Source organism: Exiguobacterium sp. SRB7LM, from assembly GCF_015712685.1.
Taxonomy (GTDB): domain Bacteria; phylum Bacillota; class Bacilli; order Exiguobacteriales; family Exiguobacteriaceae; genus Exiguobacterium; species Exiguobacterium profundum.
Genome location: NZ_VWVR01000006.1, coordinates 819,318 through 845,854 on the forward strand (window position 1 = coordinate 819,318; position 26,537 = coordinate 845,854).

Annotated in this window: 28 protein-coding genes, 1 other RNA gene and 1 riboswitch; of the genes, 11 read left to right on the forward strand and 18 right to left on the reverse strand. The window is 47.9% G+C overall.

Annotated elements, in window-relative coordinates; all coding sequences use genetic code 11:
- Positions 1 to 68: 68 nt before the first annotated feature.
- Positions 69 to 1,601, reverse strand: coding sequence for an FAD-dependent oxidoreductase (locus F3H97_RS04990; RefSeq protein ID WP_196430758.1), 1,533 nt, complete (start codon positions 1,599 to 1,601; stop codon positions 69 to 71).
- 199 nt (positions 1,602 to 1,800) lie between these two features.
- Here F3H97_RS04990 and F3H97_RS04995 point away from each other — a divergent pair, with 199 nt between their 5' ends.
- Entirely contained in the window at positions 1,801 to 2,772 is a 972-nt protein-coding gene (locus tag F3H97_RS04995; protein ID WP_230872812.1) for a D-alanyl-D-alanine carboxypeptidase family protein, read from the forward strand.
- Positions 2,773 to 3,117: 345 nt separating this feature from the next.
- Entirely contained in the window at positions 3,118 to 4,599 is a 1,482-nt protein-coding gene (putP, locus tag F3H97_RS05000; RefSeq protein WP_078146955.1) for a sodium/proline symporter PutP, read from the forward strand.
- Between the two features lie 49 nt (positions 4,600 to 4,648).
- Here the strand turns inward: putP and F3H97_RS05005 are convergent, their stop codons facing one another.
- The 8 genes from F3H97_RS05005 to rnpB all read right to left on the reverse strand — a co-directional run bounded on the left by F3H97_RS05005 (position 4,649) and on the right by rnpB (position 10,924).
- Positions 4,649 to 4,954 carry a hypothetical protein gene (locus F3H97_RS05005; protein WP_078146956.1) on the reverse strand — a complete coding sequence of 102 codons (306 nt, stop codon included), beginning with the start codon at positions 4,952 to 4,954 and terminating at the stop codon, positions 4,649 to 4,651.
- A 15-nt stretch (positions 4,955 to 4,969) separates the two neighbouring features.
- The gene (locus F3H97_RS05010; RefSeq protein WP_074036974.1) at positions 4,970 to 5,524 is read right to left on the reverse strand and encodes a hypothetical protein; all 555 of its coding nucleotides are present in this window, start codon (positions 5,522 to 5,524) and stop codon (positions 4,970 to 4,972) included.
- A 79-nt stretch (positions 5,525 to 5,603) separates the two neighbouring features.
- Positions 5,604 to 6,425, reverse strand: coding sequence for a YihY/virulence factor BrkB family protein (locus F3H97_RS05015; protein ID WP_196430760.1), 822 nt, complete (start codon positions 6,423 to 6,425; stop codon positions 5,604 to 5,606).
- Positions 6,426 to 6,533: 108 nt separating this feature from the next.
- The gene (locus F3H97_RS05020) at positions 6,534 to 7,952 is read right to left on the reverse strand and encodes an alanine/glycine:cation symporter family protein (RefSeq protein WP_196430761.1); all 1,419 of its coding nucleotides are present in this window, start codon (positions 7,950 to 7,952) and stop codon (positions 6,534 to 6,536) included.
- 59 nt (positions 7,953 to 8,011) lie between these two features.
- Positions 8,012 to 8,914: a Gfo/Idh/MocA family protein gene (locus tag F3H97_RS05025; protein ID WP_196430762.1), complete on the reverse strand. Its 903-nt coding sequence runs from the start codon at positions 8,912 to 8,914 to the stop codon at positions 8,012 to 8,014.
- Positions 8,915 to 8,965: 51 nt separating this feature from the next.
- Positions 8,966 to 9,148, reverse strand: a complete 183-nt coding sequence (locus F3H97_RS05030; protein WP_230872813.1) for a hypothetical protein — start codon at positions 9,146 to 9,148, stop codon at positions 8,966 to 8,968.
- Between the two features lie 120 nt (positions 9,149 to 9,268).
- The gene (locus tag F3H97_RS05035; RefSeq protein ID WP_074036970.1) at positions 9,269 to 10,432 is read right to left on the reverse strand and encodes a THUMP domain-containing class I SAM-dependent RNA methyltransferase; all 1,164 of its coding nucleotides are present in this window, start codon (positions 10,430 to 10,432) and stop codon (positions 9,269 to 9,271) included.
- Positions 10,433 to 10,556: 124 nt separating this feature from the next.
- Positions 10,557 to 10,924: RNase P RNA component class B (gene rnpB, locus F3H97_RS05040), an RNA gene on the reverse strand.
- Positions 10,925 to 11,044: 120 nt separating this feature from the next.
- Here rnpB and F3H97_RS05045 point away from each other — a divergent pair.
- Positions 11,045 to 11,449, forward strand: a complete 405-nt coding sequence (locus F3H97_RS05045) for a hypothetical protein (protein WP_196430763.1) — start codon at positions 11,045 to 11,047, stop codon at positions 11,447 to 11,449.
- Between the two features lie 44 nt (positions 11,450 to 11,493).
- On the opposite strand, the gene F3H97_RS05050 is transcribed toward F3H97_RS05045, so the two are convergent.
- Together F3H97_RS05050 and F3H97_RS05055 are read right to left on the reverse strand one after the other, a co-directional pair.
- Complete coding sequence (locus F3H97_RS05050) at positions 11,494 to 12,942, reverse strand: S8 family peptidase (RefSeq protein WP_196430764.1); 1,449 nt, start codon at positions 12,940 to 12,942, stop codon at positions 11,494 to 11,496.
- Between the two features lie 94 nt (positions 12,943 to 13,036).
- Positions 13,037 to 13,444 carry a hypothetical protein gene (locus F3H97_RS05055; protein WP_074036967.1) on the reverse strand — a complete coding sequence of 136 codons (408 nt, stop codon included), beginning with the start codon at positions 13,442 to 13,444 and terminating at the stop codon, positions 13,037 to 13,039.
- Positions 13,445 to 13,615: 171 nt separating this feature from the next.
- Between F3H97_RS05055 and F3H97_RS05060 the strand changes: the two genes are divergently transcribed.
- The 5 genes from F3H97_RS05060 (at position 13,616) to F3H97_RS05080 (ending at position 18,345) form a co-directional block, all read left to right on the forward strand.
- Positions 13,616 to 14,503 (forward strand): hypothetical protein, encoded by an 888-nt coding sequence (locus F3H97_RS05060; RefSeq protein ID WP_196430765.1) that lies wholly within the window; start codon positions 13,616 to 13,618, stop codon positions 14,501 to 14,503.
- Positions 14,504 to 14,580: 77 nt separating this feature from the next.
- The gene (locus F3H97_RS05065; protein WP_159562351.1) at positions 14,581 to 15,246 is read left to right on the forward strand and encodes a response regulator transcription factor; all 666 of its coding nucleotides are present in this window, start codon (positions 14,581 to 14,583) and stop codon (positions 15,244 to 15,246) included.
- Positions 15,243 to 16,589, forward strand: a complete 1,347-nt coding sequence (locus tag F3H97_RS05070; protein ID WP_196430766.1) for a sensor histidine kinase — start codon at positions 15,243 to 15,245, stop codon at positions 16,587 to 16,589. Before F3H97_RS05065 ends, F3H97_RS05070 begins: the two co-directional genes overlap by 4 nt.
- Positions 16,590 to 16,657: 68 nt before the next feature.
- Positions 16,658 to 17,671 carry an ABC transporter permease gene (locus F3H97_RS05075; RefSeq protein WP_196430767.1) on the forward strand — a complete coding sequence of 338 codons (1,014 nt, stop codon included), beginning with the start codon at positions 16,658 to 16,660 and terminating at the stop codon, positions 17,669 to 17,671.
- Complete coding sequence (locus F3H97_RS05080) at positions 17,668 to 18,345, forward strand: ABC transporter ATP-binding protein (RefSeq protein ID WP_196430768.1); 678 nt, start codon at positions 17,668 to 17,670, stop codon at positions 18,343 to 18,345. Before F3H97_RS05075 ends, F3H97_RS05080 begins: the two co-directional genes overlap by 4 nt.
- On the opposite strand, the gene F3H97_RS05085 is transcribed toward F3H97_RS05080, so the two are convergent.
- Positions 18,296 to 18,646 carry a hypothetical protein gene (locus tag F3H97_RS05085; RefSeq protein WP_196430769.1) on the reverse strand — a complete coding sequence of 117 codons (351 nt, stop codon included), beginning with the start codon at positions 18,644 to 18,646 and terminating at the stop codon, positions 18,296 to 18,298. The two genes, F3H97_RS05080 and F3H97_RS05085, sit on opposite strands and share 50 nt — an antisense overlap.
- A 237-nt stretch (positions 18,647 to 18,883) precedes the next feature.
- Between F3H97_RS05085 and F3H97_RS05090 the strand changes: the two genes are divergently transcribed.
- Positions 18,884 to 19,807: an alpha/beta hydrolase gene (locus F3H97_RS05090; protein WP_159562356.1), complete on the forward strand. Its 924-nt coding sequence runs from the start codon at positions 18,884 to 18,886 to the stop codon at positions 19,805 to 19,807.
- Here F3H97_RS05090 and F3H97_RS05095 read toward each other — a convergent pair.
- Positions 19,740 to 20,435: a CPBP family intramembrane glutamic endopeptidase gene (locus F3H97_RS05095; RefSeq protein WP_196430770.1), complete on the reverse strand. Its 696-nt coding sequence runs from the start codon at positions 20,433 to 20,435 to the stop codon at positions 19,740 to 19,742. The genes F3H97_RS05090 and F3H97_RS05095 overlap by 68 nt on opposite strands.
- Positions 20,436 to 20,521: 86 nt before the next feature.
- Between F3H97_RS05095 and F3H97_RS05100 the strand changes: the two genes are divergently transcribed.
- On the forward strand, positions 20,522 to 21,205 hold the full coding sequence (locus F3H97_RS05100; protein WP_230872907.1) for a lytic transglycosylase domain-containing protein: 684 nt from the start codon (positions 20,522 to 20,524) through the stop codon (positions 21,203 to 21,205).
- 28 nt (positions 21,206 to 21,233) lie between these two features.
- Complete coding sequence (locus F3H97_RS05105) at positions 21,234 to 21,821, forward strand: DUF1643 domain-containing protein (protein ID WP_012726384.1); 588 nt, start codon at positions 21,234 to 21,236, stop codon at positions 21,819 to 21,821.
- Positions 21,822 to 21,830: 9 nt separating this feature from the next.
- Here F3H97_RS05105 and F3H97_RS05110 read toward each other — a convergent pair whose 3' ends face one another.
- The 5 genes from F3H97_RS05110 to F3H97_RS05130 form a co-directional block, all read right to left on the reverse strand.
- Positions 21,831 to 22,565 (reverse strand): energy-coupling factor transporter transmembrane component T family protein, encoded by a 735-nt coding sequence (locus tag F3H97_RS05110; RefSeq protein ID WP_196430771.1) that lies wholly within the window; start codon positions 22,563 to 22,565, stop codon positions 21,831 to 21,833.
- Positions 22,547 to 23,890, reverse strand: a complete 1,344-nt coding sequence (locus F3H97_RS15125; protein WP_196430772.1) for an ABC transporter ATP-binding protein — start codon at positions 23,888 to 23,890, stop codon at positions 22,547 to 22,549. The genes F3H97_RS05110 and F3H97_RS15125 overlap by 19 nt, the downstream gene beginning before the upstream one ends.
- Positions 23,883 to 24,458 carry an ECF transporter S component gene (locus tag F3H97_RS05120; protein WP_012726387.1) on the reverse strand — a complete coding sequence of 192 codons (576 nt, stop codon included), beginning with the start codon at positions 24,456 to 24,458 and terminating at the stop codon, positions 23,883 to 23,885. The genes F3H97_RS15125 and F3H97_RS05120 overlap by 8 nt, the downstream gene beginning before the upstream one ends.
- Complete coding sequence (locus tag F3H97_RS05125) at positions 24,451 to 25,041, reverse strand: YkoF family thiamine/hydroxymethylpyrimidine-binding protein (RefSeq protein WP_196430773.1); 591 nt, start codon at positions 25,039 to 25,041, stop codon at positions 24,451 to 24,453. The genes F3H97_RS05120 and F3H97_RS05125 overlap by 8 nt, the downstream gene beginning before the upstream one ends.
- A gap of 82 nt (positions 25,042 to 25,123) precedes the next feature.
- Positions 25,124 to 25,224, reverse strand: a riboswitch (TPP riboswitch).
- A 59-nt stretch (positions 25,225 to 25,283) separates the two neighbouring features.
- Positions 25,284 to 26,483: a GTP-binding protein gene (locus F3H97_RS05130; protein ID WP_196430774.1), complete on the reverse strand. Its 1,200-nt coding sequence runs from the start codon at positions 26,481 to 26,483 to the stop codon at positions 25,284 to 25,286.
- Between the last annotated feature and the right edge of the window lie 54 nt (positions 26,484 to 26,537).

Consider the following 26,537-nt stretch of genomic DNA (forward strand, 5'->3'; position numbering starts at 1 on the left):
TTCACCCCTATGTGTTATTCTGTTCTCTTTCTACTTTATTATAGCTGTCAACCTTTGCCTACACCAGTTTACAAATCTTCTCGCTTACTGTAGGAAAGTGGTTTTGTGGCAGGACCCTCTAATACAGCCCCTTTTGCATCGAAACGAGAGCCGTGGCATGGACAATCCCATGACCGCTCGGCATTGTTCCATTTCACTGTACAACCGAGGTGCGTACAGGTCAGGTTGACGACATGGCACTGGTTATCCAAATCTCGATAGACGCCCTTGGTCTTCCCATCAACTTGCACGATTCCTCCCTCGTCTAGCTGCAGGTCTTGTACATCTTTTCGTTCGAGCATCCGATTTACTGTCCCTTTCGTGAATTGAGCGGCAGTATCTAAGTTTGTTTTGAGAAATGCACTGATATCACTAGGTTTAACCGTTTGACGGAGCGGTGAGACCAGCTCGACGAATCGGTTCGCATGACCTGTGAGTCGGTCCGCGAGCAAGGTGCCGGCAGCGATTCCGTTCGTCATCCCCCATTTCGAAAATCCAGTCGCCACAAAGAGATCTGGTTCTCTCTTGAACATTTGCCCTACGTAAGGAAGTCCATCTAAGGTGATAAGATCTTGGGACGACCACCTATGAGATGCCCGATGCGTTCCAAAATGTGCCTGTGCGTCATTCTCCAATCGATCATATCGGAGACGCGTATCTGTGACTTGCCCAGCGGTATGCCCCTCACCTCCAACTAGTAAATAGCTTTTTCCGTTTTCACTATAGGATCGAAACGAGCGATTTTGCTGTCCAACCTCTAAATACATCCCTCTGAGTGGTCGACTCTCCACTTCACAGGCAACGATATACGATCTTTCGATTGAAAACTTCGACACGTACAACCCGCGCAGGTCATTGAATGGATAGTGGGTCGCAATCACGACTTGATTTCCCTGTACCCTTCTACCGTTAGATGTAGTGACTACTGGACGTGGTCCCTGACTCACTTCCGTCGCTCTAGAATTTTCATAAATCTTTCCTCCGAGACGAACAAAACGTTCCGCTAATTCACGTAAGTATTTCACGGGATGGAATTGAGCTTGGTCATGGATCACCAACGCCTGCTCGATCGAGAACGGGAGAGCCTTTCTCACTTCTTCCGTCGCTTCTCCTCCGTCAATCTTCAAACGACGATACGCATCCAGTTCTTTAGTAAGTTCTTCGTTCGGTTCCCTAGAGTAAAGAAACGATTGTTCATTCGCGTAATCGCAGTCAAACCCTTCTTCAATTTGTTTTTTTAGATAGATGAGCGCTTCTGAGTTGAACTCGTAATATAAACGAGCGATGGACTCATCAAAATGACGAATGAGCTTATGATAAATCGTCCCATGTTGAACGGAACATTTTGCCGTCGTATGTCCCGTCGTCCCATGTCCAATCTCTAACGCTTCTAGAAGCGTCACTTGTTTCCCTCGCTTTTGGAGTTCATAGGCGCAGACGAGTCCCGCAATCCCTGCCCCGATGACGACGACTTCGGTCGATTCCGAAACGGAAAGGGATGGATACGGCGTCCAAGTATCATGTTGACGCCAAATGGAGTTCGTGAACGGATAACGATGCATGACGCATCCTCCTCTCTAAAAGTGACATCTTTACCCTTATACCCGAAACACAGTTCTTTCATCGCCGATCAATCATTGACCTAGTTCTTTATTTTATTAGCGAAAAAAAAGAGCGTTTTCTATTATGTTTATAGAGTAACCAAAAAAGGAGGGACTTTTGTTGACCCGTAGAAGGAGACACCGAAGAAGAACGTACATCATGCGAAGAATGATTGCCGCGGTCGTTTTACTCGGAATCATCGCACTGATCCCGACGTTGGTCGGATTTAAACAAGATAAAGAAGCACCGACATTAGCAGAAGCGTCCACACCAAAAGCTGAACCGATGAAGACAGGTCCGCTTTTCCCGGAGATCGACATGGGTTCATGGAGTCCGAGTGAGACGAAGATGATTTCGGATGAGGAAATCTCTGTTGGTGCACTAACTTTCGTCAATGTGACCAAACAAGAGATATTAATCGATAAAAACGCCAATGATCGTGTGTTTCCAGCCAGTACGACCAAATTGATGACGGCACTGCTTGCTTATGAGAAGGCATCTGCAGCGAATGAACTCGACCAACCAATCATTACGATTCAACAGTCGACACTCGATATTCCATGGGACAGCCATATCGCGCATCTTGCCATCGGGGATACATTGACAGTTCGTCAAGCACTTTACGCCACGCTACTTGAATCCGGAAACGATGCTGCGAACAGCCTTGCGGAATACACGAGCGGGTCGACCGAGGCCTTCGTTCAATTGATGAATGATCGAGCAAAGGTTTTAGGATTGACTGGAACGCATTTCGTAAATGCGCATGGCTACTCGGATCCGAATCATTATACGACGGCGAACGACATGGCTAAAATCGCCTTCGCATTCAGTACATACCCGGAGTTGATTGAAATTGCCGGGACTTATGAATTTAAAGCCGAATTTAAAGATAAAGACGGTAACGGCAAACGTCGTTGGTGGTATCACCTCGGTTCATCGGTTAATGAACGAAGTGTCAACTACTCCAAGTTTGTGACCGCCACGAAGACGGGTTATACGGACGAATCCGGATATACCATGGTATTCATCATGAAACATAATAGCGAAACATATATCTTGGTTACGATGCAGGCGAAGTCTGGACAAACATTCCCGACGATGCGACTCGTTGAAGAAAAAGCATTCAAATAAAGAAGTAAAGAGCATTCAAAGATGCTCTTTTTCTTATGATTATAAATATGTTTTCTGAAAAATTTCCCATAAATATTACATTCATGTTACACAGGAAAGTCCTTAGCATTTCAAATATTCAGAATATTTAAACTTTTTACCTGAAAATTTTAGCCTTCATCCGTTGGTATAATGGGCTTTAGAGCTATTTTTATGAAAAAGTGTCAGTTTGCAATCATTTCAAAGGTTCTGTAAGGTAAAGCACAAGTTCGCATTTTCAACTTTTGTTTTTAACTGTGTGATGTCTTCACACAATCGCGAACGAGTTGATTAAATAGATCTTTTAACTTAATAGGAGGTAATTCAATGCTATGGCAAGAATGGGTATCAATCGCGCTTTATCTCGTGATGATGCTTCTTATCGGATACGTTGCGTATAAACGAACGACCGATTCATCAGATTATATGTTAGGTGGCCGTAAAATGGGGCCAGGCGTTACAGCCATGTCAGCCGGAGCTTCGGATATGAGTGGTTGGATGTTAATGGGACTACCGGGTGCAATGTATGCAACTGGACTATCAGCAATTTGGTTAGCCGTTGGATTGGTCATCGGAGCTTACTTGAACTACTTGTTAGTTGCTCCACGACTTCGCGTCTTCACAGAGATGGCGAACGATTCGATTACGATTCCAGACTTCTTAGAGAATCGGTTCCGAGATCACTCGAACTGGCTACGGATCCTTTCTGCATCCGTCATCATCATCTTCTTCACGTTCTACACGTCAGCTGGACTTGTATCCGGCGGGAAGTTGTTTGAAAGCTCATTCGGATTAAATTATCAGACAGGTGTCATTGTCACAATTAGTGTCGTCATCTTATACACCCTCTTCGGTGGATTCACGGCAGTTAGTTGGACGGACTTCGCACAAGGTGTCATCATGTTCTTGGCGCTCGTGCTCGTACCATTCGTCGCTTTAACAGATATCGGTGGAGTAGACACTGCTGTCAACTCTGCAACGACAATCAATGCCGATTTGTTCGACCTCTTTAAAGGGACGACGACACTCGGGATTATCGGTCTCCTCGCTTGGGGACTTGGTTACTTCGGTCAACCACACATCATTGTTCGCTTTATGGCAATCCGTGATGTGAAATCATTGAAAACGGCTCGTCGTATTGGGATGAGCTGGATGACAGTATCTATCATCGGTGCCGTCATGACAGGGTTCGTCGGAATCGCTTATTTCCGAGGACAAGGAAATCCACTCGGGGACCCGGAAACAGTCTTCATTCAATTCTCTGAAGTCTTGTTCCACCCGTTCATCACTGGTTTCTTATTGGCAGCCATCCTTGCTGCGGTCATGTCGACGGTATCGTCGCAATTGCTCGTCACATCATCTGCGTTGACAGAAGACTTCTATCGTAAGTTCTTCAACAAAGATGCAAGTGAGAAGACGATGGTCCTTGCCGGACGTGTTGGTGTCTTGCTAGTAGGAGTTGTAGCGACACTCATGTCACTCAACCCATCAAGTACAATCCTCACACTCGTCGGATATGCATGGGCTGGATTCGGTTCTGCATTTGGACCAGCAATCCTCTTGTCACTTTACTGGAGCAAGATGACGCGTCAAGGTGCCCTCGCTGGTATCCTCGTCGGTGCCATTACCGTCATTCTCTGGATCGTCACTGGACTTTCGACAGTCCTTTATGAAATGGTACCTGGCTTCTTCTTGAGTATGTTGGCAATCGTGCTTGTCAGTAACTTTACTAGCCAGAAAGAACAAAAACGCATCAACCGTGAATTCGGTGAAATGGAAGCTGAATTGGCAGCTGCGAAGAAAGAGTAACGATTCACACAAAAACTCGGTTCCCTATAAAGGGACCGAGTTTTTTGTTTTACATCGATGCTGCGATTAACCAGACACGAATCACAAACGGTACGAGAACCAACACGAACATTGCGTTTCGCATCCACCGATTTCGGTTCCAATAGTACGCCATTAGTACGAACGGATGCAATGCGACCAATTCGTATGGATTGAACCAAAACCATGTGAGAATCAGTACGATTAAAAAGTACAATACTGATTTTTCTTTCGACGTTCGGTATTCACGCCACATATCATAAGCGCCTTTGAAGAAAGCGATGAATGTTGCAATCCAGAATACGATGACAATCACATTATCAAATCCACTAAACAACTGAGTAACCACCTTTTAGGAAGGATTTTCTACATAAAAACCGCCCCAGTAAATATGACGGTACGTAAACTCTTTTCCACTTTCTACAGTAATCACAATTTCATCTTCCGTCAACACGAGGACGTGAACCGGTACCTCACCCTGGCGAAGCATTGGGCTAAATAATTGAAACTGTTTGTTCAACCATTTGCGCTCTGAAAAGTTTTGATAGTGATGTAGAGAAAGCATCGGATGGCTCAAGTATGCAGCACCAACTATTGCGACAGCGATCGGTGGCGCGCCGATTTCCATCATGAACGAGAAGACGAGAACAAGTGATAGCACCCCATACGCGAACTCTACTAATTCCATGAGAGAAGCTCGGCTAGCTATCACATATTGAATCACACGAAACATGAGATACAAGATGATACTGACAATCAAGTATTCAGAGAATGGCGAATGTCGGAACGATACATCCAAATAGAACAAAACAGGTAACAGTAGGATCCATTTCCATAGATGTAAGGCGAGGTAAAACAATGATTGATCGATGAAACGACGATTGTGTACGAGCCGTTGCATATCCATGTTTCCCACCTCCGCTTAGATGATGTGACCTTACGATACCATTCCCTATTCTTTCGAATGATAACTAGCAATTACACGTCTAACGAAGTTTTTCTTTCCTCTCGATTAACGTCGCATTCAACAGCCCACCAAGCAAGATGACAGAGGCAGCGAGATAGAACCAAATCAATAAGACGATGAATGCACCGAGTTGACCATAAAACTGCTCGTAGTTTGCGAATTGTGAATAGTAACTAAACACGTTCGAGACAAGCAGAATCCCTACTGTTGCAAAAGCGGCTCCGGCCCAACTATTTTTAAATGTTCCAGACACACTTGGCAACCACTTATATACAAATACGAATACAGTGAATAGAAGACCTGTTCCGATGATCCATCTGAAGTAAAACCAAATCTGCGCATATGTCGTGACAATCTCATCGATGAACAACACGTATGAAGAGATTTCTCGAAGTGCCGTCTCAATCACAGGGACGAGCAATGAAAATGGCAACACAAACATGAGCGCCAAGGTGATGGCGATATCCTGTAAGACACCCCTCCAAAAGGCTTTATTACGAACAGCCCGGTAGGCATCGTTCAATGCCCGCACGAGAGATTGTACGGCCATCGATGAGATCCAGAGTGCTGGTAAGATACTGAATGATGCCAATTTCAATTTGGAGTTGTCGAATACGGCTTCAATGTTCCCTTCTAATAGCTTGTAACTGGCTTCAGGCATGATGAGTGATAACGCTTGAATCACATCGCCACTCGTAAACGGTAAAAATCCAACAATCCCTAATACGAATAATAAGAACGGGAACGTGGATAAAATGAAATAATAGGCTAACATGGCCGCTTGATCAAAAAAACGTTCTGTAAAAAATCGCTTGACGATTGTCAAAAATACTTGTTTCATCGTTACTCTCTACTTTCTTTTTATAATATAATGCGGTATTTGAAATAATAAGTTCAAAATGAAGAGGAAGCCCCTGTTGCCAGGGACGTCCCATTGATTGATGATCCTTCAACTAATTTCTTCTTTTTTTGTTTCCCACGCTTCAATATGTTCTTTACCAGGAAGTTCGACACCATCTTTAAAGAATTCCGGGTCTCTTCCTTCTTTCTTTTGGGCCATATAGTCGTCGAGGAGCGTCTTGGCAACTTTACTCAATCGGAAAATCGCATACATGTTGACGAGTGCCATCAAGCCCATAAAGATGTCGGCAATCGACCAGACGAGTCCCGCAGATCGTACCGAACCGAACATGACCATTCCGACAACGGCAATCCGATAGATTATCAAATATCGCTTCTTCTCGGATATGAACTCGATGTTCGTCTCTCCATAATAATAATTGGCCAAAATCGAACTGAAGGCAAAAAGTAAGATGGCGACAGTCATGAGAGTCGTCGCAATCGGTCCGATTTCAACGAGAAGCGCCTCTTGGGCAAGCTCAATCCCTTGGAAGGCTTCAGAGCCTTCCACTCCTGAAATGAGGACAATCATCGCTGTTGCGGTACAGATGAACAAGGTGTCAACGAATACGCTAAGCGATTGAATCAATCCTTGCTTGACCGGGTGACTCACCTCAGCGGTAGCTGCGGCGTTAGGGGCAGACCCCATACCTGCCTCGTTCGAGAAGAGACCACGTCGAATTCCTTGGAGGACGGCTGCACCGACCGCACCACCGAACAACTGTTGGAAACCGAGGACACCTTCAGAGAAGATGGCGGAGAAGACCTGTGGCACGACATCAAGATTCGTAAGGACAACCCAAATAGCGAGTAAGATATAACCGCCCGCCATGATTGGTACGATGATTCCCGATAAGGTCGAGATGGAACGAATCCCACCGAAGATGACGATAGCGGTGACAACGGACAAGATGATGCCGACCCAGACCGTATCGATCTCAAATACGTTATTCACGGAGAGTGCGATTGTATTTGCCTGGACGGAGTTGAACGCAAAACCGAACGCGAACGTAATCAAAATGGCAAATACGATGCCTAACCAGCGTGCACCGAGAGCCCGCTCAATATAGTACGCCGGACCACCGCGCCAAGCTTTGCCGTCATGCACTTTATACACCTGGGCGAGCGTACTTTCAACAAACGCCGAAGCTGCTCCGATCAAGGCGATGAGCCACATCCAAAATACTGCCCCGGGACCTCCTAAGGCAATGGCCGTCGATACGCCGGCGATGTTCCCCGTACCGACACGAGCAGCCGTTCCGATGGCGAACGCTTGGAAAGATGAGACCTGTCCTTTCTCATGCTTGATTCCTTTCACGAATAAGAGTTTAAACATTTCCGGTAACATTCGAAATTGAACGAACCCCATCCGAATCGTAAAATAAAGACCTCCTGCAATCAATACGAAGATGAGAAGGTACGACCATAAATAGTCATTGATTTGCATAATCAGTTCACGAATATCCAACGAAATCGCCTCCTTTTATCGGGTTTTTACCCGGTCTGAATATGACGGAAACAGTATGTTCACCGCACTTCCTTTAGAATCTCTTCACAGAGACGATGTGTCTCGAGACTGTCTTCCGCGACAACGGAGGCGTTCGGTTCCCCACGAAGTAAACGTAAGAAGTCTTCCACAAGGTCGATAAACCCTCGACGTTTCAAATTCGACTCCCATGGGTCGAGTGACCATTCTTTCACACCGTCTCGTCCATAGTCTGTAATCCGCTCCACATCACGTGTGACCCGCTTCACGGTCGGTGACATGACTTCCATTACTTCTTCGGTGCAACCGTTGTCTCGGTTCATCCAACCGATTGCCTCGATTCCCCCTGCCTTGAAATGAATCATCACTTGTTTCAGCACATCCCCTTCAAATCGAGGTGTGACACGTAAACGTTCGACAGGCTGAAGGTCGGTCAAATAACGGAGCGTATCGACGACATGCACGAAATCCTCGATCACAAATTCACGAAGCGATGCCGGTTTATACGTTCTGTTCTTTTGAATGAAGACCATATTTTTTTCTTCGACTTGTTTGAGTGCCTGTGTGGCCGTGGCAAATCGGCGATTGAAGCCTGTGACGAGATGGACGCCTTTCTCTTTAGCAAGTGCGACGAGTCGTTCCGTCTCTCCAAGAGTGAACGTGATCGGTTTGTCGATGAAGACATGCTTTCCTTGCCGTAGACAATACTCGGCTTGCTCATAATGAACAGCTGTCGTCGAATGAATCATGACCGCATCGATTTCTGTCATCGGCACGGCGTGTAGGTCTGTGTACCCTCCTTTGAAACGAAAGGTCGAGATGATATCGTGTAACTTCTGTTCATCCCTTGAGACGAGATACACATCAACGTCCTTTAATCCGGCATATACAGGTAGATATGCTTTTTTGGCGACATCCCCGATGCCCACTACTAAAATATTCATTTGCTCACTCCTCCAATATTATGTAGAAAGCCCGAAGCGATTGCCTCGGGCTCACGTAATAGATACAATCTCAAAACTTGTGATCGGTTCACGAATCGCGTCAGATACAATCTGGTAAGCCGCATGTAATTCTTCTTGATTATTTAAGTCCGGCACACGGTCCATTTCTACCTCGACCGTCCGAGTGTTCTGTTCTTTCACATGTAACTGATATTCGACTGTATACTTTTCCATCATCTGTCCCCCTCTAATTATACATATGTTATGTATATCCTGTTACACGGATGATGAAACAAGTGAGTTTGTTCTAAGAAAACAGAAAAATGACCGCTCAGGTGAACGGTCATGGATTCATCATTCTGATTTCGGTTTTGCGTCACGGTCCGGACGTGGGCGACGCTTTCCGAAGTACTGGTAATATTGCGTCTCGATATTTCCGTTGTACAGCTTCCGACGCTTCGTCGCCGGGCGCCCGTATGCCTTCTCGAAGTCTTCATAACTCGTCAACATATAGACACTGTAACCAGGGTATTTCGCATATTGTTCCCCGATCCGTTCGTACAAGTCGATGATTTCTTCTTCTGACTGAAGTCGTTCCCCATAAGGTGGGTTTCCGATGATGACCCCGTACTCTTCTTTCGGCTTCAGTGCGGCTGCGTCACTATGGACGAATGTGATCGCATCACGGACGTCAGCGAGTTCCGCATTGTCTTTTGCAAGTTTCACCATCCGCGGATCCAAGTCGATTCCATAGATTTTTAACGGTTTATCCCACTCCGCCTTCTCATTCGCTTCATTGATTGCCGCATACCAGGCTTTTTTCGGGATGCATGTCCAATCCTGTGCGAAGTATTCACGGTTGATACCCGGCGCGATATTTCGTCCAATCATCGCCGCTTCGATGGCGAGCGTCCCTGAACCTGTAAATACGTCATAAAACGGCATGTCCGGACGCCAGTTTGTCAATTGAATCATCGCCGCTGCCATCGTCTCTTTGAGTGGAGCTTGCGAATGAAGCTCACGGTAGCCTCGACGGTGAAGTGGACCGGACGTATCGATCGTGATGGTCGCCACATCTTTCAAAAGAGCGACTTCGATTGGGAATTTCGCGCCTGACTTCGGCAACCATTCTCCCTCTTTACGATAGCCGCGTTGCATCGCTTCAACGATCGCCTTCTCCGTGATTTTCTGACAGTCACGAATCGAGAACAGCTTTGATTTGACCGAGCGTCCGTCGACCGTGAACGCCGCGTCCCACGGCATGAGGTCGGTCCATGGTAACGCTACGACCCCGTCAAACAATTCTGTAAACGTTGTCGCCTTGAACTCGGCAACGACGAGTTTGACCCGGTCTGCTGTCCGCAACCACATGTTCAGACGTGGGATGTCTTCCATTTCCGCGTCGATATAAATCCGTCCGTTCTCGACTTCGCACGTGTATCCTAAATCCCTTACTTCTTTTGCCACAAGTGCCTCGATTCCCATCGCTGCCGTCGCAATCAGTTTACGTTTTGCCATCTAAATCGCCTTCCTTCTACATAAATATCTTTCAGTCATTTTGTAAGTTGTAAAAAAATCATGAAAAAAGGAGCTCAAGTATATGTGCTTGAACTCCTTGTCGTTGTCAGTTGAGACTATGTTGTCCTGTAAGCCATGTTCTGTACTCCGGTGCTCATAGCGGTCTCCCTGGCACGATGGAGTGACAATCATCTATCTGCGCACATCAGCGCCCTCCGTCCCGTTCGATTCCGGTCTGGAAGTTCCCCTACCATAGTTTGGGTTTCTCGCTCGTGGGGTTTACCTCGTTCCACTCTGAACGTTTCCGATCAGACTCCGTCACTGTGGCACTTTCAAGAAGCGGACACCATATCCGAGGACTTAGGTGTTTCTTCTGCCGTCAACTTGCGTTGCCTACACTTATCGTTTCGTGTAGCACGATCACTACAGCCATCACAGGCTGTGCGAGCATGGACTTTCCTCAAGACTTGCGTCCCGCGATTGTCCAGACTTCATAGTCACTTCAACCATTGTAGCTGAAATTTGAACGGTTGACAACTTAAATTCGAAACTTGATTTTACGTTCAGTCAGCGCTAAAATAAGGCGTGTTCATTGAATAAGGAGGGATTTTGATGCATCAGGATGCAAAAAACGGTTGGATTCAACGTCTGACTTATGTAATAGAAATCGATGACATTAAAGTGCTCCACCCGAACAACGGCGTGTTCGCCTTCTACCGAAATAATCGTCTCGTCCGAGGGTTTGAACCGTTCGACATCAAGGCACCGAACGAACTCTCGAAACGACCTTATCATTTTGACCATCACAATTTAGCACATCTCGAGGAGCGCTTCCCGGACGCCATTCCAGTGTTCGATGAAACGCATGAGACGCGTCGCGCTTGGAGCGACCGTGTCCGAGTCGGTCTTTGCGAAATCATCCGAGATGGGAAACTCAGTTTCGAGCATATTGATGACCAAGGGAACGTATTAGAAGCGAGTATCCGTTGGTGTGGTGAAGCCATCATCATCGATTAAATAGAAAAAGCCGTCTCTCCGTTAGGAGCAGGCGGCTTTTTATCTTACAAGGTCTCTGTGACCGGAGGCTCGTCTTCGATGATTGGTGGTTCATAAGATGTCGTCACCACTTTTTCGCGAAGGTCCGTCGGTTTAAGGATGACCGTCAGCTTCTGTGTCGTATTCCCTCTTACCGGAAATGTGCCGGCGATGTGGAGGGCTTCGTACAAGGCCTTCCCATTTGAATCAAGTACCGTGACCGTGCCTTTTCGCGTCGTATGAATCGAGAACGTCCCTTCTTCCGATACCTTTACAGACACTGCCGTCTTCAACGTGTTGACATAATCAATCGTTCGGCTCGTGTATCGCTTATGTTTTCCATCCGTGACTTGACCGACGATGCGATATTGTCCGCTCGGTAACCAATCCCCGCTCGAATACATCGTGAACGACCGATTTGGTGTGAGCGTCTTGACTTTCTTGTTCCCTTGATACAGTGTGAACGAGGACTTTAAGTTCGAATGGTTCATGACACTCAACTTGACATCATTCACGTATCGACTCTTCCACACCGAAGGGGCAGAGATGTGAATAGGGCGAGCCGTTGCCTCTAGCAGTTTCATCGCATTCAATTCCGTATAAGACTTTCCGGAGGCTTTTGGCATCTTCGCAATCAACTGGTCGATCTCACCAGGTGTCAAATAAGGATTGATCGATTTGACGAGCGCGAGGCTCGCCGTGACCATCGGTGCCGCCATCGACGTCCCGTCCATAAAGATAAAGCGGTTGTTGATTCCTAGAGAGAGGATGTTCACACCTGGCGCCACGATTTTTACGCGATCGTCCATATTGCTAAAGCTCGCGAGACGATGTCTAGAATCGATTGCACCGACCGCGATTACCTCTTTCATGTTTGCAGGAAAATTGATCGTCTGTTTTCGATCATTTCCAGATGATGCGACGATAATGACCCCTTTCGCCCTTGCCCGTTTAATCGATGTGGCCAAACGACTATCATAATCATCCCCTCCAAGCGAGAGGTTGATGATGTTCGCCCCTTTCGCTACAGCCGTATCCACTGCATTGGCGACCGTCCAAGAGTCTGTTTTATCTGAATTCACCCCGTAGAACACATTATAAAAGTGATAGCGGACGTTCGGCGCGAGTCCGGCGATCCCAAAACGGTTATGTTTCCCGGCCATGATCCCAGCGGTATGTGTGCCATGAATATCCGCAGTGTATGGACCTTTCATGGAATTGACGACACGAGGAACGTTCTTCAAATCCGTATGGTTACGGTCAGCTGACGAGTCAATCAGCGCCACAACGATATCAGTTGCGCCTCTCGTCTTATTCCAGGCCAAATCCATACCGATTTGCTTCACATAATATTGGCTCGTGACTTGTGGTTCTGAGACGACGTAACCATGTTTCTTAAGGATGACCGGCTGTGCTGCATCTACTCCGACCGGCAGTAAAAGGGCAATCGCTGTCAAAAGGGCAATCTTTTTCATTCCTTCCGCTCCATTCCAAACTGATAAAGTGATTCCATTATCTCAAACTTTGGATTAGATTTCCCTTTTTTTGAATAAAAAGTTGTCGCTAAGTTTACCAATAGCTCGGCTCATCTGGGTGCAGCATATCAAACTCGACAATCCGTCCAATCGTCAAGTACGTATAGTAGCGCGCCAGTTCCACCCGGCTTGGGTCGGGACGGAATCCCTCGAGGTCCTCTCCAAGTGGAGACCCGTCAATGGTCTCAAACTGCTGGCAAAAAAAAGACTCCGTTTCAGCGTCCCAGACGATGCGATCTCCGATATATCCGCTTCCGAAGCGAATGTAATCGATGATCGACGGAACGATGACTTCTGCTGGCAAGCGTTCACTCATCCGACCAACGAGTTCATATCGCAGACGATCTGCCTGATCGGCTTCCTCAAGGGATGCACATTTGAGTACTTCTTTATTGATTTCAATCAATACGACATAATCCCCAGATTCGATGGAGAGCTTCATTGCCTCACCTCACTTTTTCATTCCTACATCCGATTCTCTACAAGCTCATTATTCGAGATAAATGGTGGGAATCCTGTCCATTCCTCATTTTTTTCCAAATCGCAGTTGAGTTCACAACATTCTAACTGTTTTTGTTATACTAATCATATGAATTAAGAGAGGAAGTGCATCATGGCCAAACGACCGCTGACCCCTCGAGAAAGTGAGTTGATTGCGACCGCGTTATTTGTTGTCGGAAGCGTTCCCTATTCAGGACATATCGATCGTCTCGAATCCCTCACCTTACGTGATATCGCTGATGACTATTTGAATGGAACTGCCACTTCCGCAGACGCGATAGACGCACTCGACCAATACATCTACGTCCGGCGTCATCGTTTTAAAAACGTGACCCCTCACAACCTTTGGACATTGGATGATCGGACTGAACAAGAAGCATTGCGTCATATTTCCAAACGACCTGAATTGAAAAAGGGGCAGACGTTGAATAAACGGAATCAACCGTTTCAAGCAGGACAAGAAATCGAGTTCAAGGTGGACAAACATGTCGACCGTGGACAATTCCGCATCTACATCGGAAAACTTCAAGGGTATACGTGTAAAGCCCAGTCAAAAGAACGTGAAAAGCTGAAGTCAGTATCAGGATGGATCACACATATTGACCCGAAAGACCGATTGGTATTTGTCAACGTGACAGACTTCGGACGGATGCCAATCGAACCTGCGATGAAACAAGAACTTGAATCGATGAGCGCTTCGATGCTCGGTTGGTTCGCCACGGCAACAATCCCTTCTGAAGAAGAAGCGCTCCTTGCCAAACGGATGATTGCCACGTTGCAGCGCCGCGATCAACCGTATTGGTTCACGCTGACGACCGCGTTGAACCACCCTCGCCCAGAACATGTGAAACGCTGGGGAACAGTCGTGAATCTCCTCGTCAAGGCGAGTAACGGTGACCAAAAGGCCATCCAAACATTAGAGACTCAAGAAGACAAATACTTTAAGGACGCGTTCATCCGCGCTCTCCGTGCCCTTCATCAAGAGATGACGAAGCAATAAAGCTGATACGAAACGAGGTGACTCCGCATGGGTCACCTCGTTTCGTGTCGAACCTATTTAGGAAAGGAACGACCGCTATGCGTATACTCATTGTAGAAGACGACCCATCCATTTTACGCCTTGTGAAAGAAACGTTCGAGGATGCGGGTCATGAGGTGTTGACAGCGACCGACGGGAACACAGGCGAAGAACGTTTTACGATGCAACCAATCGATGCCGCGATTGTCGACATCATGCTCCCAGGGCTTGACGGTCGTGAATTGTGTCGACGACTCAAGGCGACTCTCGATATTCCCGTCATTTTACTAACCGCTCTCGATGAATGGGAGGATAAGCGTCAAGGATTCGTTCATGGGGCAGACGACTATGTGACCAAACCCTTCATCCCTGAGGAGTTACTCTTTCGATTGCAAGCCGTCTCGCGACGTTATCAACGTTCGGCCGCTTCACAAATTCAAGCTGGTCCTCTTCGACTCGATTTAAGAGAATACGAGGTGACGCTTGAGGGTCAGCTGTTCTATCTCCCTAAAAAAGAGTTTGAACTATTATTTCAACTCGCCTCTTTTCCGGGAAGAGTGTATCGTCGTGAGGAGTTAATTGATTTGGTATGGGGATTTGATTTCGAGGGGGATGAGCGAACAGTTGATGTTCATATCAAGCGACTTCGTAATCGGTTCGATCACCCTGCTTTGTCGATTCGAACCGTACGAGGTGTCGGATACTCGCTCGAGGTGAACGGATGAAGACACTCTACACGCGAATCATCGTCACGATGTTCTTGATTTTACTTCTATCCGGAGCCATCTCCCTGTTGATCAGCAATGTGGCTTATTACAAGTGGTGGCAACCTTCCTATAGCGAGAAGACGGAACGGGTCGCCAAAATGGCGGAGTCGTATGTCGAGAACCATACCGATTTAGACTATGATGCCTTCTATACTTTCTTAGCTGCGACCGGATATCAACTGGTCGTCGTGGATGCGATTGACGAACGTCGACGTTTTGGCGGTGCCTTTCGGGATGAGACTATCTCTGACAAGGTGATCCAATCCGTACGGAACGGGTCTCCATATCAGGGAATGCGTGACTTTCCGTTTCATCTCTTCTTGCTCGGATTGTTCGATAACGAACTGACGAACACATATGGATTCACACTTGAAAACGGGGACGTCATCTTTATTCGTCCGGATTTGAGTGCCCAAATCCGCGAGTTACATCTGTTCGTCGGTCTATTTTTCGCACTCGTCACCCTCTTGGCATTTGGCTTGATTGCCATCTCGACAAGGTCCCTGGTCCGCCCGTTACAGACGCTCACGAATGCGACCACATCCGTCGCCATGCGTAAAGCTCCGGAACATCTCCCCGTCGAGCGTCAAGATGAAATCGGAACGTTGGCACGACAATTTCAAAACATGTCAAATGAGATCGATCGAACCGAAGCGAGACAGCGACGATTCGTTTCGAATGTCTCCCATGAATTTCAATCTCCTTTGACCTCCCTAGGTGGCTATGCAGAAAAATTAGCTGACGGTACGGAAGGTGAATCAAGAGAATATGCGCGTGTCATCGAACAGGAGACGAAACGACTGTCTCAATTAACGAAGCAACTCCTGCTTTTATCACGATTGGATGAAAATCCCCCGATTCTCGAGACGAACGTGAATGTGCTTCAATCGGTATCCGAAGTCATTCAAACGAACGCTTTCATTCTTGATCAAAAAGGGATCGCCGTCGTTACCGACATCCCACAAGACGTAGTCTTGAAGAGTGACCCGGTTCTACTCGCACAAGTTTGGAACAATGTATTGATGAACGCCGTTCATGCTTCACATGATGGAGGCACAATCCACATCACCTGTACCGTCGACCCAGGTATCGTCATCTCGGTTACGGATGAAGGGGTTGGGATGGACGACGAGACAAAAGAGCACCTGTTCGACCGCTTCTATCGCGGGGACACGGCTCGAACGACTCAAGGGACAGGTCTCGGTCTTGCCATCACCTCAGATATCATCGACCTACATGGCGGAAACATCACAGTCGAGTCAAACCTCGGAACCGGCACCACGGTTCATTTACATTTTTGATGTCGTTCATATTCTGTTCATATTGATTACGTACACTTCCTTCATCAGCACTTGAAGGAGGTTTTTTTATGCAGTTAGGTTGGAAAGAGATGTGGAGACAGAAAAGAAAGTTTTCCATGTTGTTCGTGATCACATTATTGATTGTCATGTTGACGACACTCATCACAGGGCTAGCAGACGGTCTCGCATATGATAACGGTTCTGCCTTGCACGAATTGAATGCTACGACGTATCAACTTGATCCGGACTCAGAAGGTCAATTGACACGATCGTTTATAGACGTCACAGCGGATACTTCAAACGAAACGATGAGCGTCCGACAGCTCACGGTCACGATTGATGGAAAAAAAGAAGAGGTCACGCTATTCGCCCTTCCAAGTGGAAGTAATATTGGCCCAGGTACTTATCTAGAAACAGGTGAAGTCTTGTTTGACCCAAGTCTTTCAGAACAACTTGGAACAGGTGACACGTTGACCGACTTTGCGTCCGAATATCGTTTTACGATCGCCGGTAAGGCGCCTGGACGCTACAGTCATGGACCGGTGATTTACACGACGAACGAGACGTGGTTCGATTATTTGGATTACTCCGAACAACGTCCATATGTATCTGCTGAGATTGGAACGGAATCCACGATGTCCAATCCGCTCGTCATGAGTCAACAAGATTTGATTGAGTCGGTTCCTGGATATAGTGCCGAGCAAAGCACATTCACGATGATGCGTGCTTTTCTACTCGTGATCGGAACGTTTATTTTGACCGCATTCTTTTATTTGTTCACGCTTCAAAAGTTACCTGAACTCGGAATTCTGAAGGCAATCGGTCTCTCTCCTCGAATCATCGGACGGGCACTGCTCTTTCAGGTCATCGTCATCGTATCTGCCGCAGTCGCCACATCGATCGGGTTCATGTACGTCGTCGATGCGTTGATTCCATCATCGTTACCGTTTCTCGTCGACTTCGGTCATATCGCGCTATTCGGGTCCATGTTCATTTTCTTATCTGTTCTTGGCGCGTTGTTACCGTTATGGAAACTACGTCAAGTCGACGCAATTGAAATCATAGGAGGAAAAGCATCATGAGGTTAAGCCATGTATCACATCAGTTTGACGGTCAGCTCGTATTGAATGACATCGAGTTACATGTATCGCCAGGGGAATGCGTTGCCATCGTCGGTCCGAGTGGTAGCGGGAAGAGTACATTGTTATACATCCTCGGTCTATTGCGAAAACCAGATCAAGGAGCATTTTTGATGAACGAACTGGACGTATTCGAATTAGATGAGGAACAACGTCGTCTGTTACGTCTGCATGAAGTCGGGTTCGTGTTTCAGCAGGCCCACCTGATTCCCTACTTGACGGTGCTCGAGCAACTTGAGCTGATTCAGGAGAAGAGACAGATGGATGCGAAACAACTATTGTCCGACCTCGGCTTAGGACACCGCCTGCATCATCTCCCGTCGACATTGTCGGGAGGCGAAAAGCAACGTGTCGCCGTCGCACGTGCCTTGATCAACTCCCCGCAACTCATTTTGGCAGATGAACCGACGGCGAGTCTTGATTATGAGAATGGACGACGTGTGATGGAGTTATTGGCCAAACAAGCGCATGAAGAAGGGAGACGTGTCGTCGTCATCACACATGATGAACGCATGCTCGATGTGTGTGATCGCGTCCTTCGTGTGATTGACGGTACCTTGACCGAGCTCAACAAGGAAGAAGGGCATCACGACCAATTTGATGCAATTGATGAGTGAGCCATCCTCCAAGGCGAATGGCAACAAGGATTGATCCGTTCTCTGAAATGGTCGCCTCTTCGATACTCATCAATCGTTCGATGATATGATTCGATTCGAGTCGAATCCCCGAAAGACAGGAGAGTGCGCGAACGATTTCCTCTGGTCGACATTCGACTAGACGCGCAATCTCTTGTACCTCGGTGAGGAGGCTTGTTTGATTATATAGAAAATAACGGTCGAGAATAACATCAAATACGAGTCCGATGATTCGTTCATCTCCTTCAATCGTCCACGAGAACGTTACTCCCCGTTCAAGCATCCCCTTTCTGTCGCTCAACACCATTTGTATCATTCGATAGATCTCTGACCTCTCCATATAGCTATCCCCACCCTCCTGCTGTTGTCACTCCATCATATCGTTCAAAATCATGTCTTTCCATGTGCCTTGATTCCTGATATTCACACGATTATGTTCTGTATGCCCTCTCCTTATGTAAGAAAACAGGACCGTATCGATTCGTTTCGGGTACAATAACGTTGAAAGGAGTCGGTATTAATGCAACGAAAATGGAAAATTGGATTGGCATCACTTTTCACAGGCTACTACGCGGTCAGCTACTATGCCTTCAAACGAATGACGCGGGGCAAACGAAAGACTCCGGAGATGTTACTCGCTCCATATACGGACGAAGATCGTAACTTTTATCATGACGTACCGTTCGAGCATGTCTCGATTCAATCTCGTGATGAGTACCGCCTCTACGGGCGTATCTATCGGAATGAGGGGTCAACAAAATGGATTGTGTTCGTACATGGATATACCGCATCACATAGTTTCATGGCCCCTCACCTCGCCATGTTCCACCGTCTCGGCTTTAACCTGCTTGCCGTCGATTTACGTTCACACGGGGAGTCCGAAGGAATTTATGCCTCATATGGTTTCCATGAAAAAGTCGATATGATCGACTGGGTGGACTGGTTGAAGACAGAGGAAACAGTCGATCAAGTCGGGCTTCACGGCGTCTCGATGGGAGCGGCCACCGTCTTGCAGACGACTCCGCTCACGAACGTCGACTTCGTCATCGCAGAATGTCCGTTTGACGATATGAAACAATTGATGCGTTATCAATTGAAAGAGTTACACCATATCCCAGCCGAGCTCATTTTACCGGGAATCGACTATTTCCTTTGGTCTCGTGCCGGGTTCACGATGAGACAAGTCCAACCGAAAAAGGCCGTCACGGAAACGACGACCCCAATCCTATTCGTACATGGTTCAAAAGATGATTTCGTCCCGACGTGGATGTCGGTCGAAATGAATGCATTGAACCGGAAGAACGACTTGGTATTGATTGATGGCGCAGAACATACCGATTGCATGATCAAGGACGCTCCTGCGTATGAGGAGGCGGTCACTCGCTTTTTGCATCGACATGGATTGGACCGGCAATCAAATCAAGTAGCACATGTAACACCATGACCGGCCAAAGGACACCCATCCCTAAATATAGGATACCTAGTCCGAATCCAACGATTCCTGTCGTGAAGACTCCCTTTATCCCTTGATAGGCATGGGCCACACCGAAAAGGGCGCCCCCGATTAAGGCGAGAGTCAAATCCGGGACCTCGATATAGAGGGAGATCGTGTATAGCAGGACTCCTCTGAAAATGAATTCCTCGGTCACGCCTGCAGTGACCGAGACGGCACCCCACGCTTGTTCCTCAGGTTTTGTCCGAGGGAGGAGCAGCTTCTCTAAATCGAGCTCATAGTAAGGGCGTAACACATTTCGGAGACGTGCTGAAGTTTTTACCAACAGATAAAAGACGAGCGCCACGGTGACCAGGATGAATGACAAGTAAAAGACTTGCCATGCCTGTTCGTTCCCCGCTTCTGGTCCGAACCTCAATCCGACTTCTGATGGCGGTACTTGAAATAAAAAGATGAGGGCAACAATCAACAAGGTCAGCCCCCATGCCGATTTCACGGTTTGTTCATATACCCATGCCCGTCCTCTCGTTTCAATCAAGGGACGAATCAATTTGGCATTGAAGATTTGAACGATCAGCATGTAGCCGATAATGGCTGTAAAAATCAAACGTTCAAGCATCCATATCCACTCCTGTCCTTCCTCTTAGCTATATGCTACACTATTCGGGTATTGTCTAAAAGCTAGGAGGCGGTATCTTGAAACGTATGATGCTGCGACTGACCGGTTTCATTATTGTGCTCGTGCTTTTGCTCGGGGCAGTCGGCTGGCTCGGTCAACATGATAAAGTGAACAATGGATTGTATCGAACCTATTATGGAGAGAACGGTGTTCCGAACACACATCTGGCCGTCTATCAAGACGCTGCTGAAACATATGACGTGGACTGGCGCCTACTGGCTGCCGTTCATCGTGTAGAGACCATCTTCTCACACAGTTCGTCGATGCGTTCGTCTGTCGGCGCGATCGGACCTTTTCAATTCATGCCCCGTACTTGGCTCGGTTGGGAATATGATACCGATGACCAAAAAGGCGATGTCCCAGAAGACGAAGTGGATTTGACGGACCTTGCCTTGATTGAACAGTATGGCGGACTCGGTCGCGACGGGAACGGCGATGGAAAAGCTGACCCACATAGTCTAGTTGATTCTGCGCACACGGCGGCGTATTATTTAAGTGAACACGGTGGAAAAAAGACAGATTCAGTCACATCCGTCCGAAACGCTATCTTCGAATACAATCGAAGTGAGCAATATGTCAATGATGTCATGACGTACTTCGAGAACTATGAATCAAGCGTGACGTTCATGCCTGATGAGCGTGATACGCTTAGTCAACGAGTTGCTTATTACACGATTCGATATGTCGAGTGGTTTAAATCGCTCGGCTGATGCTTACATGAAAAAGTGAGGAATGGAAATGAACACGCATGTAGAAGAAGTAACCATCCGCGTCAAATCAATCTTCAATGAAGATAAAACGAAACGCTATATGCGAACGTATGAGTTCACCGATGTGGAGGATGGCGTCATCTGCGCCGTCATTATTTACTCGCCGCGGATGAGCGATGCCTTTTTGTCTGGCACGACGACACAGCGTGCTTATATGTTGATGCAAAATCATTTGTCACAACCGATTCGAGAAATGCGGGTCATCAGTCTCGTCCCGACACTCGCCATCAATGACAACCTTCCATACGTGGAGTCTCAACTCGATGAGACGAACTACCATTACGTCGAAGAGACGTTACAAGAGGTAGAAGCAAGCGGCGGGATGATCATCGTCGGCTGGGGATCTCCAGGTCGATTGATGCACCATGCGACATCTTACAAATCGCTCTTTGCGGATTATGAAGCGAACATGTATTGCATCGGTACGACAGCTAAAGGCGAGCCACAACAGATTCGAATGGCCAACGAGAATACCGTGCTCGAGGCGTTCAACAACGAATCGGTCAAACCGAAGTTCCGCATCGTGAAAGAAACGAAAAAAGACGACTCTCCGTGAGTCGTCTTTTCATATGCCAATCCAAATGGAAAGACCGAACAGTATGAAGAATATACCGGACCACATGTAATCGGACGGTTTGATGTCAATCCGCTCATAGACGGTCCGTTTTCCACTTGTGAAACCTCTCGCCTCCATGGAGAAGGCGACACGTTCAGCACGTCGGATTGAACCTGCCATCAGTGGAAGAAGGAGTTTCGGGACATGCCGAATCCGCTCCCATTTCGTATCAAGAGGTACGCCGCGAAGACGATGTGCGTATTGTAGCTGATGCATCTCCCGTTGCATTAACGGAAGGAAGCGGAATCCGACGAGCGCACTATAGGCAATCGTCGGAGAAAGCCTTGCCTGTTGCATCAAACTCATGACGAAACGTTTCGAATCGGTCGTCAACATGAAGAGAAGCGATAACACGGTGAACGCCAATACACGGAGACTAAGAGACGTAGCGACGCGTGCCTCTTCTTTTGAGATATCTTGACCGAGAAGCGTCACCCACGTCTCGCCCCCGAGCTCCTTCCCAAACACGAGCGTCGTCCAAAACGTCCCGAGCGCCGTGACGAGAAAAGGAATCAAAAACAGGCTCCACTTCTTCCAGGGAACGTCCGTCGCCAGTAATTGAATCGTCAACGTACCGACAATGATGACGAGCGGGGTCCACGGGTTATAAAACAAGGCCAGCCCGAACATGATGATCGTCATCGTCCCAAACTTGATCGTCGGATTCATATCATGGAGTGACATCGTTGTCGTCCTCCCGCTAGTCGATAATGACGAAGTCTCTCGGTGTCCTCCCAAAGCTCATCCCCGAATGGTCCTGAGAGTTCCCCATCCTTCATCAAATAGAACGTATGGGCGATATTGGCGAACGATAAGTCATGGGTCACGAACAGGATCGTCTGTCCCTTTGCCGCATGTCGTTTCATCAAAATCTCTAGTGCATGGAGTGACGGCTCATCCTGACCTGCCGTCGGTTCATCGAAAGCAAGCAACTGTTTGTTTGAGAGTAACTGAATCCCGACGGCGAGTCGTCGCTTTTGTCCATGACTGAGTGACAATGGATGGAGGACTCGTTTATCCTCGAGGGATAGCTCCTCCGATACGATATCAATCGATTCCTCATGACCAAACTGTAACTCTTGCTCGACCGAGTTCATGAAAAATAAGTGTTCCGGAGATTGGGGGACGAGTCCCACCCGGCGGTCACACTCCGTCAAACTTCGTAAAAACGTCGACTTTCCACTTCCATTTGGCCCCAATATGGCAATCACTTCCCCGATTCGAGCTTGAAGGGTCACCCCTTTTAATCGAAATGAGTCACGCACCACCTCGTCGACCACGTAATGCTCGATTGCTTGTCGTGGCGCAGGCGACGGTTTGAATGAAAAATCATCGACCGGTTGAAACGGTTCGTTCCGTACAATCCGTCCTTGGTCGAGTTCGAGGTGCCAATCAAAAAAGTCTCCCCACAAGTGCGCGCGATGTTCGACAACGATGACGTTCACGGTGTCTAAGTGATCGAGCCAGTCGACGAACCGATTCGCGGTCACTGGGTCAAGGTGCGTCAACGGCTCATCGAGAAGCAACCATTCCGGTTGTCCAACCATGGCGCAGGCGACGGCAATCCGTTGTTTCTCCCCGCCCGACAAGGAATCGATGAGACGATTTCGGTAATCGGTCAGTTGGAGTGAGTCAAGAATCTCCGTCACACGTTGATCGATTACCTCGACCGGTGTCTGCAAATTTTCGAGTGTGAAGATGAGTTCCTCTTCCACCTGTTCCATCACGAACTGCGTATCCGGGTCTTGAAATACGGTCCCGACCTGCTGATTGATCTCGCCTGGTGCGTATTCGTCGTAAATCCGTCCGAACAGTTCGAGTCTGCCTTCTAGGACTCCATCACAATTCTCTGGATAGAGACGGTTGAACAGCGCGAGTAGGGTCGACTTCCCGCTTCCGCTCGTTCCTGTCAAAATCGTGCGTCCAGGTCGTATGGAAAGTGACACATCTTTTATGATGGTGTCCTGACTTTCGGGGAACCGGAATGAAAGCAATTCTGTCTCAACCATGGACGTTCCCACTCCGAGCGATCGCATAGCCACGAAGTGACCCCGTCTTGAGCAACAGATCACTGAGCAACTTCCCACCGATTCCTGCGATGACCATGCCGCTGACCGCACGCAGCCCGAACATCGTCGCCACATATCCTGGTTCAAGCATCGCAAATCCGCTCATGAAGTAGGTATACACGAAACTCGTGACGGCCGAGCCAAACCCAGCTAGCATGAGAACCCATAGCTCATATCGACGATAGCCTGTCATCGCAAAGACAGCTTCAGCCCCAAGACCTTGGACGATGCCGACCAAGATGATGCGTGGTCCGATCGCATTTCCAATCAACATCTCAATCGTCGCTGCCATCACTTCCGAGATGAAGGCAGCACCCGGCTTCCGGATGATGTACGCCGAGATGATCGACACGATGAACCAGATACCGAAAATCCATTCATAGGCGATCGGCCCGATCAATCCCGCCCATAAGTTCCCGATATGGACGAACAGTAAGTAGACGACGGCAAATACGACAGACAATACGGAGACGAGAACGACCTCTTTCAATTTCCACGATTTAAGCATGTCGTCCTCCATGTGACGGACTGTTCACACTGAACGTCACCGTCATGACGACGTGTCGATTCTTCTCGCGCGTCCGATTGAACGCCGCCTCATAATACGAGAACACATCATCCAAATTCCCATGAATACCTGACGCGTAGTGCATGGAGTCATTATAGACACCCGCCTGTTTCGCTTGTTCGATTTCATCATAGATGAGATCCATGTAGTTCTCTGCACCCATCGGATAAAGCGCGAATTGTGAAGAGACATACTGTTCTCTTGAGGGCCCGTTCAGTGGTTGTGGTGGGGCATCGAGTGCTTCATCCCCTGCCGAATCTCCCGGACATCCGACGGAGAAGGTTCCGCTCATCGAGACATGGCGTCCTTCTTCCGAAGCCAGGCTTAAGACGGTCCGTGCTACGTCGAACACGTGCTCGGCACGACCACGGATCACGGTCGATACGTCGTCCGTATGTCGCCAGACACCCGTCATATTTGTTCCTTTCAATGCCCCTTTGATCGTCCCGATAAAGTCATCTGTCATCGGGCTAAGCGTGAAGCGTAATCCGACAATCGGACTCGTGCCACATGATTCATTCATCTTGTTTCCCCCTCTATATGTGTTTGCACAAAAAAAGCCGCATCCATGAGAATGCAGCAACAAAATCTATACAAACTTGCATAGAGAAAGTGCCGCACTTCCTCACGCCAGTATTACCTGGATCGAGTTATAAGGGATCGGAGCCATGCTCACATCTCAGCCGAAGCACCCCTAGTGCAGTCATTGATATGCGGTTACTTATGCAGTCACAGTATAGCGATGTTTCGTCAGTTTGTAAACGGTCAATCTGAATAGGTGACGAGTTGGCCATTACCAGGGAGTGGGTCATGGAACGAATCCCATGCCGCTACCATCTCCTCATCCGTCAACAAGCAGGCGTCAAGTGATTGTTCGACCGTCTCCCGGTCCATCCGTTGTCCGATGAGGACCAATTCGTTCTGTCGGTCTCCATACGGCTCGATGTAATCTTCACGCAGTTCAGGTTCTGTTGCGAACATGGCCTCTCGCTCACTCTCCGGAAGGGTCGCTAACCAACGACCCGCATGTTCGAGCGTCGACGCATATCCTGCCTGGGAGAAGAGACAGGCAAGGTCGTTCCGTGACGCGATCCACAAGAAGCCTTTGGCGCGGACGATTTCTTCAGGATAATGCTCCATCCAATTCATCAAGCGCTCAGGGTGGAACGGTCGACGACGTCGATAGACAAAGGAACTGATGCCATACTCCTCCGTTTCCGGCGTATGTTCTTCTGTCTCAAGTTCTTGAATCCATCCCGCCGCATGCATCGCTTGATCGAAATCGAACAACTGCACGTCGAGTAGATCGTCTAACGCTACTTCCGAGTACGTCGAAGTCAATAATCGTGCGCTCGGGTTGAGTGTCTTAAGTAGCCCCCTCATCTCCTGCAGTTCCTCTTCAGTCACCCGGTCCGCCTTGTTCAACACGATGATGTCTGCAAATTCGACTTGGTCGACGAGTAGGTCGACGACTTCACGGACGTCCCCTGTGTCGACGGCTTGTTGACGTTCCATGAGCGATTCACCAGAATTGAAATCTTTGAAGAAGCGGTACGCATCGACGACGGTAACCATCGCATCGATATAGACACGGCTCGTCAAATCGATTCCGAGCGCATCGTCGGCATACGTGAACGTCTGCGCAACGGGAATCGGCTCAGAAATCCCCGAAGACTCGATGATGATGCCATCGAGGTCACGTTCCGTTGTCAACTCATAGACGGCCGTGAGCAAATCCTCGCGGAGGGTACAACAGATGCACCCGTTCGAGAGTTCGACTAATTTTTCATCGGTACGGGAAAAACCGCCCTGTTCAATCAATTTTTCATCGATATTCAACTCACTCATATCGTTTACGATGACCGCATATTTTTTATTTTCCCGGTTATGTAAGATGTGGTTGAGCAGTGTCGTCTTCCCGCTACCAAGATAACCCGAGAGTACTGTAATTGGAATTCGTTTCATATTGATGAACCTCCATTAAATCGTAATCATTACTTTTTATATATTGAAACGACT